The sequence below is a fragment of the Candidatus Desulfatibia sp. genome, from assembly GCF_036446775.1.
GTDB lineage: Bacteria > Desulfobacterota > Desulfobacteria > Desulfobacterales > UBA11574 > Desulfatibia_A.
Genome location: NZ_JAZFTO010000341.1, coordinates 1 through 3,263 on the forward strand (window position 1 = coordinate 1; position 3,263 = coordinate 3,263).

Annotated in this window: 4 protein-coding genes and 1 tRNA gene; all 5 read left to right on the forward strand. The window is 45.1% G+C overall.

From position 1 onward, the window contains the following. Window positions 1-1,789: DUF3426 domain-containing protein (locus V3S16_RS15860; RefSeq protein ID WP_413886682.1), on the forward strand; the 1,789-nt coding region annotated here is incomplete at its 5' end. A gap of 66 nt (window positions 1,790-1,855) precedes the next feature. Beyond that, window positions 1,856-1,932 (forward strand) — tRNA-Met (locus tag V3S16_RS15865). A gap of 322 nt (window positions 1,933-2,254) precedes the next feature. Beyond that, a complete protein-coding gene (locus tag V3S16_RS15870; RefSeq protein WP_413886684.1) occupies window positions 2,255-2,497 on the forward strand; it encodes a hypothetical protein in 243 nt (80 codons plus the stop codon). A 10-nt stretch (window positions 2,498-2,507) separates the two neighbouring features. Then, complete coding sequence (locus tag V3S16_RS15875; protein ID WP_413886686.1) at window positions 2,508-2,774, forward strand: hypothetical protein; 267 nt, start codon at window positions 2,508-2,510, stop codon at window positions 2,772-2,774. Between the two features lie 13 nt (window positions 2,775-2,787). After that, window positions 2,788-2,916, forward strand: a complete 129-nt coding sequence (locus V3S16_RS15880) for a hypothetical protein (RefSeq protein WP_413886688.1) — start codon at window positions 2,788-2,790, stop codon at window positions 2,914-2,916. The last annotated feature ends 347 nt before the right edge of the window (window positions 2,917-3,263 follow it).

Below are 3,263 nucleotides of genomic sequence, written 5' to 3' on the forward strand. Positions count from 1 at the left end.
TGAAGAACTCGACCTAGATTTAGATCTTGAAACCGAAGAGGTCGTCGAGGAGGCCGTCGAAGAGCTCGATCTGGAGGCCGAAGAAGAAAAAGCGCCCGAACCTGAAGAGGTCGCCGAGGATGCCATTGAAGAGCTGGACCTGGATTTAGACATTGAAACCGAAGAGGTCGCCGAGGATGCTATTGAAGACTTGGAACTGGAATTAGACCTTGAAACCGAAGAGGTCGCCGAGGAGGCCGTCGAAGAACTCGACCTGGACCTCGATCTGGAGGCCGAAGAAGAAAAGGCGCCCGAAACCGAAGAGGTCGCCGAGGATGCTATTGAAGACCTGGAACTGGAATTAGACCTTGAAACCGAAGAGGTCGCCGAGGAGGCCGACGAAGAACTCGACCTGGACCTCGATCTGGAGGCCGAAGAAGAAAAAACACCCGAAACCGAAGAGGTCGCCGAAGATGCTATTGAAGATCTGGATCTGGAATTGGACCTTGAAGCCGAAGAAGAAAAAACACCCGAACCTGAAGAAGCTGCGGAGGAAGCCGTTGAAGAACTCGACCTGGATTTAGATCTTGAAACCGAAGAGGTCGCCGAAGATGCTATTGAAGAGCTGGATCTGGAATTGGACCTTGAAGCCGAAGAAGAAAAAACACCCGAAACCACAGAGGTCGCCGAGGATGCCATTGAAGACTTGGAACTCGACCTTGATATGGACAAGGAACCTGAATCTGAACCGGTATCCGATGACGCTGCTGCCGTCCAAGCTGAGGAGCCTGATGAACTAGACCTGTCAGACCTTGAAGAGATGCTTGATGTCGAGGAAGTTACAGAAGCTAAAGAAGAGGTCGAACTTGAGGAAGTAGATCTTGAGTTAGATATGGACATGGGGCTCGAGGAAGATGTATCTGATGATGTTGCCGTTACAGAGCCGGATGTGGCCGATTTGGAGGAATTGTCCGAGCTGGAAGAAATGCTTGATTTGGACGAAGAAGCTGCCGCCGATGAGACAGTGGAAGATGAAATTGATGCAGTTGACGAGAGTCTTGAAATACCCGAAACTGTTGAATCCGACGAAACAGAAAGTGTTGAACTGGAATTTGAAGATACGCTTGCTGCTGAGGCTGAAGAAGCTGAACCAGCGCAAGCGACCGATGATATCGCCTATGAAGAAACGCATGTAATGGAACCAGGGGAATTGCTTGCAGCCGCCGGAGTTGAAGAAGAAGAGGAAGAAGAAGAACGGCACATCCCCGTAAAGAAAAAACGTATCAGCATGCCGGTCCTAATCGGATTGGTTGCAGTTCTTTTGGCAGGCGCTGCTTACTTCACGCTACCTTTACTCAAAAGCAGGGCCATAAATATTCCTTTTATCAGCGATCTGTTATTTGAAACCCAAGTTGAAGATGCCGGCAATCTTATGATAACCCCTTTGGGCGTAAACGGGAGATTTGTTGAAAATGCTAAGACCGGTCAGCTTTTCGTAATAGCCGGACGAGTTAAAAATGATTATTCCCATAATCGTCGTTTTATTAAGGTAACCGGAAAGCTCTTTACAAAAGGAAAGGTTGCTGTAAAAACAGCATCGGTCTTTGGCGGCAACTTTCTTTCAGATATTGAGCTGGCCAATTTTGATCTCGCAGCGATCAAAAAGCGCCTGATGAATCGTTATGGTGATAAAAAATCGAATCTTACCATTAAACCCGGCCAGATGATTCCGTTTATGGTCGTATTTTCTAATCTGCCAAATAACCTTGATGAGTTTTCCATTGAAGTCGCCGAATCTATTCAGGGGTAAAGGAAATATTTCGGCTTGACTAAGCCGCAATGAGTTGTTAGAGAGGCCGTTGCCAAAATAAAATCTGGCGATGTAGCTCAGATGGTTAGAGCATACGGCTCATATCCGTAGTGTCCGGGGTTCAATTCCCTGCATCGCCACCAAAGCCCACTTAACCCTCTGTTAAAACAGAGGGTTTTTCATTTGGAACATTCCCTGCAGCAAGCTGCGGGCTTAGCGCTCGCTGTGCCGTGCAAAGGTCTTGGTTTTTCAGCAAATCGAGGTTAGCATTGGAAACGAAGAACGCATACGTCAATTTTATATCATCACAAATTTGTTTACTCGTTTGACCCTAATCATTTCCCCTGCCTTGTACACCCTATCTGATTGATATGTATAGATATAGTTTGCCGCCAGGTAGCTTGCGGCACTTTTGGCACAGTATTTGCTATCATTATAGTTAAAGAATTCCCATAGGATGTCGATATGCTTAGTGTAGGCTTCTTGGATGCTTTTTGCACCGACATGGGAGGCGATAAAATGAGAAAACATGAACTTTGCCCTACTCATCACGATTTTTTTGAATACTGCGGCAACACGGAAATCGTCCGAATTCGAAAGCAAAACGGTACCACAATTAGGGAAGATTGGTTAAATTTTGATTCCGTTGAGGAAGCCATGGAGTACTTCAATACGGAATGTGGCGAATTCGTAAGTTACTATCATTGAAGAGGAAGTAATGGGGGCTTACAGCAACGAAAAATGGTCTGCTCATGAAGCTTGGAAACAGGTTGTCCGAAAAAGACAAAAACTGATTTTATGCCCGCAATACCGCTATGCCCTGCATGATGAATGTATTATGGCCGTAGTATTCGGTTTTACTGCTCCTTTGCTGGAAAAAATTCTGTCATACTCTCTGCCTGCCGAGTATGAATCCGTAATAGATTTGTTCACCAGCAAGGTTGACATCACATTCAGCAACGGAAATATTGTTATTTCCAACTAAAGAGGTGTAAATAATGAGTAAATGCAGCTGTAAAAGTTCTGATAAATCAGCAGACAAAACAGAGGGTGGCGCTCAGAACAGCGCCAAGGAATGCCACGGGCACGGCAAAGATCATGCCTGTGGAAAAAAAAGGACTAGTTAGAAAAAATTTGCGAACTACCTTTATCCCGCCGCCAGGCCAGGACGAGCCTGACTCAAACAGGGTATATATAAAAATTAGGCATTTTTGCCATTTAACAAGCTGATACTTGATACTGGATGCTTGATACTAAATTAAACAAGGATAGCTTCCTTTTAAAATCCAGTATCCAGAAACCAGCATCCAGCATCCTTTTTTATGAAGGCATCACATGCTGTTATAAATATTCTTTGCCATAAAAATCACGCCCGCGTATCAATAAACAATAAGAACCAGGGTCTGCATCCTGTATTTGCTTTTTACCTTTAGCGCCATTATCCGCCAACTTCTCTTGACATTAAAACCCCAAT

Excerpts from the sequence above, each read along its gene's own strand:
- V3S16_RS15870 (WP_413886684.1), top strand. The coding sequence starts at position 2,255 with ATGCTTAGTGTAGGCTTCTTGGATGCTTTTTGCACCGACATGGGAGGC.
- V3S16_RS15875 (WP_413886686.1), top strand. The coding sequence starts at position 2,508 with ATGGGGGCTTACAGCAACGAAAAATGGTCTGCTCATGAAGCTTGGAAA.
- V3S16_RS15880 (WP_413886688.1), top strand. The coding sequence starts at position 2,788 with ATGAGTAAATGCAGCTGTAAAAGTTCTGATAAATCAGCAGACAAAACA.